The 6000-nt window shown below is 64.0% G+C and carries 6 protein-coding genes; 3 read left to right on the top strand and 3 right to left on the bottom strand.

Annotated features, from left to right (window positions below; genetic code table 11):
* Positions 1–29: 29 nt before the first annotated feature.
* Together ACTJK0_RS16675 and ACTJK0_RS16670 are read right to left on the bottom strand one after the other, a co-directional pair.
* Positions 30–1517: a cation:dicarboxylate symporter family transporter gene (locus ACTJK0_RS16675; protein WP_440745945.1), complete on the bottom strand. Its 1488-nt coding sequence runs from the start codon at positions 1515–1517 to the stop codon at positions 30–32.
* A gap of 189 nt (positions 1518–1706) precedes the next feature.
* A complete protein-coding gene (locus ACTJK0_RS16670; RefSeq protein ID WP_110541870.1) occupies positions 1707–3134 on the bottom strand; it encodes an SLC13 family permease in 1428 nt (475 codons plus the stop codon).
* Between the two features lie 116 nt (positions 3135–3250).
* Here ACTJK0_RS16670 and ACTJK0_RS16665 point away from each other — a divergent pair, with 116 nt between their 5' ends.
* Positions 3251–3514 (top strand): hypothetical protein, encoded by a 264-nt coding sequence (locus ACTJK0_RS16665; RefSeq protein ID WP_440745944.1) that lies wholly within the window; start codon positions 3251–3253, stop codon positions 3512–3514.
* A 2-nt stretch (positions 3515–3516) separates the two neighbouring features.
* Positions 3517–4449 carry a threonine/serine dehydratase gene (locus ACTJK0_RS16660; protein WP_440745943.1) on the top strand — a complete coding sequence of 311 codons (933 nt, stop codon included), beginning with the start codon at positions 3517–3519 and terminating at the stop codon, positions 4447–4449.
* A gap of 56 nt (positions 4450–4505) precedes the next feature.
* Here the strand turns inward: ACTJK0_RS16660 and ACTJK0_RS16655 are convergent, their stop codons facing one another.
* The gene (locus ACTJK0_RS16655; RefSeq protein WP_018770711.1) at positions 4506–4856 is read right to left on the bottom strand and encodes a hypothetical protein; all 351 of its coding nucleotides are present in this window, start codon (positions 4854–4856) and stop codon (positions 4506–4508) included.
* A 154-nt stretch (positions 4857–5010) separates the two neighbouring features.
* Between ACTJK0_RS16655 and ACTJK0_RS16650 the strand changes: the two genes are divergently transcribed.
* A complete protein-coding gene (locus ACTJK0_RS16650; RefSeq protein ID WP_440745942.1) occupies positions 5011–5928 on the top strand; it encodes a hypothetical protein in 918 nt (305 codons plus the stop codon).
* Positions 5929–6000: the final 72 nt, after the last annotated feature.

Genomic DNA, 6000 nt, shown 5'->3' with positions numbered 1-6000 from the left:
CCCACCCCTTTGTTGCATTGAATGGCCGCCTACTTGGCCTTGCTGCCCAGCCCGACCGGGCCGGTGCTGTCGGCCGGAAGCTCTGCAACAACGTCCCGGGTGGGTGCGCCGCTGAACCGCGGCGACGGATCCTGTCCCTCGGAAAGCCGCTTCAATTCCTGACCCTCAAAAACCTCCTCCTGGCCCAGCAGGATCGCGGAGTCATGGTTGGTGATTTCGCCGTTGAAGGCACGCAGCATGACGCTGCGGTCGAACTGTCCTTCCCACTTGGATACCAGGAAGGTGGCGACGCAATTGCCGAGCAGATTGACCACCACACGCATGGAGTCCATGAGCCGGTCGGCGCCGAGGAGGAGTGCGACGCCGGCAACCGGGAAGATGCCCAGTGCGGCAGCCGTTGCCGAGAGGGCAAGGAACGACGACCCCGGAACCCCTGCCATGCCCTTTGACGTCAGGAGCAGCACGCCGAGTGCAGCCAGCTGCTGGCCGAGGTCAAGATGGTGGCCGAAGGCCTGCGCCAGGAACAGGAGGGAGATCGAAAGGTAGATCGCGGCTCCGTCAAGGTTGAAGGAGTAGCCGGTGGGGACCACCAGGCCGGTAGTGGCGCGGGAGCAGCCGGCATTTGTCAGCTTGGTCATGATCCTGGGCATCACCGCTTCGGTGGACGCCGTGCCCAGCGCCAGGAGGAATTCCTCCCGGGTGTATTTCAGGAACTGCCAAAGCGGCACCCGGGCAAATACCCACGCCACGATGAACAGCAGGCCGATGAAGACCAACGCGGCGCCGTAACAGGCCGCAATCAGGACCGCGTAGGTGCTCAAGGTATCCAGTCCGTACTGGCCGATGATGAACGCCATGGCACCCAAGGCGCCCAGCGGGGCTACCTTCATGATCCAGGCCATGATCTTGAAGATCAGTTCCAGGACCGTTTCCATGACATTGATGACCGGCAGGCATTTCTCGCGTCCGATCACCACGATTGCAGCGCCGAAGAAGACGGAGAAGCAGAGAACCTGAAGGAGGCTGTTGCTGGCAAAAGCCCCGATGACGCTGGACGGAATGATGTCCAGGATGAATGATGCGGCATCCTTAGGGGCTGCTGATCCGGTCTTTGCATCCAGGTCTGCCTGGGAGAGGGTTGCGGGGTCGATATTGAGGCCGGCCCCTGGCTGGACGATGTTTCCGACGATCAACCCGAAGACCAGGGCGAACAGTGTTGCTGCCGTGAAGTAGAGCAGGGCCTTGACCCCAACCCTTCCGACCGCCTTGACGTCGCCAACGGCCGAAATTCCGGTAACGATCACCAGGAAGATCAGCGGCGCGATGATCATCTTGATGAGTTTGATGAAGCCATCACCGAGCGGCCTCAGTTGTGCTCCGAGGTCCGGCCAGAAATGCCCGATGAGAACACCTGCCACGACGGCGATCAGAATCTGGAAGAAGAGCGACTTGTACAGTGGCTTCCTCTTCGCGGGCACCGAACTCGCCTTCAGTGCCTCAGGGTTTGGGATCTTCATTGACCTTTGCCTATCAATTGGGTACCGCCCGTTTTCGGGGCTGTTTCCAAAGTAATCCTCGTCACAGTTATTCCGCAAGAGGAAAACCAAATTTCGCATTGTGGAATGCTTTTGGCGCTTTGTGACTGACGACGGGCTCAGGTGCCGGGGTGTAGGAAGGTGTCGAAGGACAGCAGGGGAAACGCAGGGTTACATGATGCCGGTGGGCACCAGCAGCGCCCATGCCAGCGCCGGAGCCACCAGAACTACGCCGCCGGCGTAGAACATCAGCTGCTTGTAGACGCGCTGCCGGTCGTCTTCGCGGGCATTGGCCACCACAAGGGCGCCGTCCGTGGAGAACGGGGAAACGTCGACGACGGTGGCTGCGATGGCCAGTGCGGCCACCGTTCCGGAGGCGCTGAGGGAGCTGGTGGCCAGCACGGGGCCGGCCATCGGGATGAAGGCGGTCAGCAACGCCGTCGAGGAGGCGAAGGCGGAACCGACGCCGATCACGTAGCAGAGGACGAGTGCGATCAGCAGCGGCGCACCCAGGGCCAAGGCCTGCTGGGCAAGGGTGTCGATGACGCCCACGTGCTGCAGCAGGGAGACGTAGGTGATCATGCCGGCAACCAGCAGGACAGTGGACCAGGAGATGCCCCCGATGAAGGTCTTGTGTTCCTTGATGTTGATAAAGGCGAGAAGAAGGCCGGCGGACAGGGCCACGAAGCCGATGGGCATGTGGAAACCGAGGGTGCATACCAGAATCACCGCGATCAGGGCCAGGGTCATAACCTGCTGGCCGTGGGGGCGCCCCGTGGAGGAGGTGTCAAGGTCAACGTACTGGCCGGAAGCGCCGTCACGCACCTTGCCGATCAGGGCGAACACGACGACGGTCAGTACCGAGAGGATGAGGTTCAGGGCGAAGCTGGCGATAAACAGGCCGCCCTGTGAGATTGGAAAATCGTTCTTCAGCGCGATGTCATGCACCAGCACGCCGGCAACGGACAGCGGCGAAAACCCGCCGGCGTGGGCGCCGTTGATGATGAACGCACCCATGAGCACCGGATGGATGCGCGATTCGTAAGCGAACCCGATAGCTGCGGGAGCGAGCAGTGCTATGGCCGCGGGCGAGAAGGTTCCCAGCGACGTCAGTGCGGCGGCGACCAGGAAGAATACCCACGGCAGCAGCAGCGTCTTGCCGCGGACCAGCCGCACACACGCCCTGACGATGATGTCGATAGTGCCGTTCCGCTGCGCCATGCTGAAGAAGTAGGTGACGCCGATGATGGTCAGGACGATGCTGGCCGGGAACTCGTCGAGGATCTGCTTGTCCGACATCCCCAGCATGAAATAGCCGACGCCGAAGGACGCCACCAGCCCCATCACGCCGATGTTCAGCGGCCACTTTGTGGCGACGACGAACATCACCACCAGTATTACCAGCGGAATGATCTGGACAGCGGTCATGGCAGGCTCCGGTCTCGTGGCGGCTGCCTGGTTGAACATGCCACCGGTCACGGGGGCAAGCGCACCCAGGATGGCCACGCCGGCCACCGTCCACAGCAGGATACGACGCCGCGGGGAGGAGCGTGCACGGCCCCGACCGGCGTTTCCATCGGCGGGCGCTGCAGTTTCCACTCGACCCTGCTGGAAATAGCGCGGGAACGGGCCGGCGACAATCTCTACCCTTAGGCTGGAAGCCGGCGGGCCCTATTCCGGCCGTGCCCAGCAGTTCCCAGGTGAAAGGCAGGACCATGACCGTATCCAGCGACGATCCCCAGAACACCGCAGACCTCCGCGGGCCCGGCGACCCGGGTGAGGCCGCGGACCAGGCCGCCAAGGCGCCCCAGTCCGGCCAGCACCCGGAACAGCACGGCGCAGCAAATATCCGCGAGGAACAGCAGGCCCATGCCGCTGGCACGGTGCCAGCCTCGTACGTGGGAGGCGGGGACGGTGCCCCGGAGCACAAACCGGAAGAGGCGCTTGAGGAGCCCGGCACCTGGGACGACGAAGTCTGAGCATGATCACACGGGATGATGTCGGCCAGGCGGCACGCAGGACGGCGGGACTGATCCGCCGGACACCGGTTATGGAGGCAGATGCCAACAGCTTCCCGGGCAAAGTGTGGTTCAAATGCGAATTCATGCAGCACACCGGCACGTTCAAGGCCCGGGGCGCCCTCAACCGCATCCTGGCCAGTAAGGAGCGCGGGGAACTCCGTGCGGATGTGGGTGTGGTGGTGGCATCAGGCGGGAACGCAGGCCTGGCCAACGCCTATGCTGCCGCCCAGCTCGGCGTGCCGGCCACGGTCTTCGTTCCCGAAGCCGCGCCCGCCGTCAAAGTCGCCAAGCTGAAGGCCATCGGCGCCTCCGTGGTCCAGGGCGGGGCCGAATATGCGGCCGCCTACAAGGCCGCCGTTGCCCGCGCGGAAGAAACCGGTGCGGTTTACTGCCACGCCTATGACCAGCCGGAAATTGCCGCCGGGGCAGGAACAATTGGAACGGAGCTGCTCGAACAGGTGCCGGACGTGGACACGATCCTGGTGGCCGTGGGCGGTGGCGGGCTGATGGCCGGAGTGGCCGCCGCCGTCGAAGGCTCTGCCAAAGTGGTGGCCGTGGAACCGGCAACGGCGCCCACCCTGCATGCCGCTTTGGCAGCCGGGGAACCGGTGGACGTGGCTGTCTCCGGCGTCGCGGCAGACTCGCTGGGTGCCCGCCGCATAGGTGACATCGGATTCTCGGTGGCGCTCCGCTGCGGCGTCGAAAGCGTCCTGGTGACCGACGAACAGATCGTTGCGGCACGCTCCGCGCTGTGGAACGAATACCGGATTCTGGTGGAGCACGGCGCCGCGGCAGCCTATGCTGCCCTGGCCTCGGGCGCGTACGTGCCGAGGATGGATGAACGCGTCGCCGTCATTTTATGCGGCGCCAACACCGATCCGGCCACACTCTAGGCCAAAAGGAGGGCCGGCCGCCTTGCCCGCAGGCGGCCGGTCACTCCCAGGCCTGTCTAGCCGCCGGCCTGGCCGCAGAACTTGCTGTAGGTGCTGCCGGCCTCCTGGTAGCCCGACTGAAGGTCAGCCAGCTTGTCCTTGTCCGGGTTTTCCTTGGCCTGCTCGTCCGTGTAAGCGAGGATCGAGGCGAGAGCGGGCTTGAGGTCGTCCGAGGCCACCGCGTGGATGGGCCGGATCTGGTTGGCGAGGTTGTTCATGCCCGTCTTGCCGGCGTTGTTGGCGGGGTTCGACACAACGGCCTGGATCCGCTCGCAGGTTTCGGCGGTGGACAGTTGGTGCGTGGCGGAGCAGGCCGTGGCGGAAGCTACGAGGCCGGCGGCAAACAGGGCTGTGGCGAATTTCTTCATGGGTCCCTCGGTAGTGGTCAGAGGTTTCGATTGTAAGCAGATTGGGTACCCCCTTGCCTTCGCAAGCGTCCCACCTGCGCTTAAACTGGCAGCACCAATCGTGCGGAGCTTCCGCAGATGGCCCCGCGCGCAGCAACCAGACTAAGGAACCAGCATGCGCCAAACAGTGTGCCGCCGTGCCGTGGCAGGGCTTGCAGCCTCTTTTTCCCTGCTTCTTCCTACGGCCCTACCGGCTGGAGCCGAGCCGCCTTCAGGGGAGATAGTGCTCGACGGCGCCACCTCCGCCGAGGGCATCGCGGCAGGGGAGGGCAAGACGTTCTATGCAGGTGAACTCACCTCCGGCGACATCTTCCGCGGCGACATCAGTAAGGACACTGCAACCCGCTTCATCGACGCACCGGCGGGCCGCGCCGCGGCCGGAATGAAGGCCGACACCTGCCACCACCTGCTGTTTGTGGCCGGAGCCGCCACAGGAAAGGCCTTCGTCTACAACACGGACACCGGCAAGCCGGTGGCCGACTTCGACCTCGCCGCGGGATTCATCAATGACGTCACGCTGACCAGTGACGGCGCCTGGTTCACCAACTCGGCCGCCGCGGAACTCTACTTCCTGCCGGTGGGTGAACACGGCGAACTGGGCAAGGTGAAGACCCTCAAACTCCACGGTCCGGCCGCTGACCTCAAGGAGGGGTTCAACCTAAACGGGATTGCCGCGTCCGAGGACGGCAAGGTCCTCATCGTGGCCCACACCGCCAACGGGGCCCTGTATACCGTAAATCCGAAGAACGGCAAGAGCGCTGAGATCAGGGGCGCCAAGGTTCCGTTTGTGGATGGCGTCCTGGTGCGGGGCGACAACGTCTGGGCGGTCCAGAACCAGCTGAACCAGATAACGCGCCTTGATCTTTCCACGGACTTGTCCTCCGCCGTGGTCCGGAACACCATCAAGAGCGACGCCTTCAATATCCCCACTACCGTGGCCCTGTTCGGGGAAGACACTCTCGCTGCGGTCAATGCACAGTTCAATCAGCCGCCCAGCCCGTTCGAAGTGGTGCTGGTACCGGCCTGGAAGTAAGGGCGGACACAAAACCGGCCGGCAGGTTCCCCTGCCGGCCGGCGTCGTGCGCACAACCAGATAGTTGGGAAA

Source organism: Paenarthrobacter sp. 22069 (genome assembly GCF_052046035.1).
Classification (GTDB): Bacteria; Actinomycetota; Actinomycetes; order Actinomycetales; family Micrococcaceae; genus Arthrobacter.
This window is presented reverse-complemented; position numbering and strand designations above follow the sequence as displayed.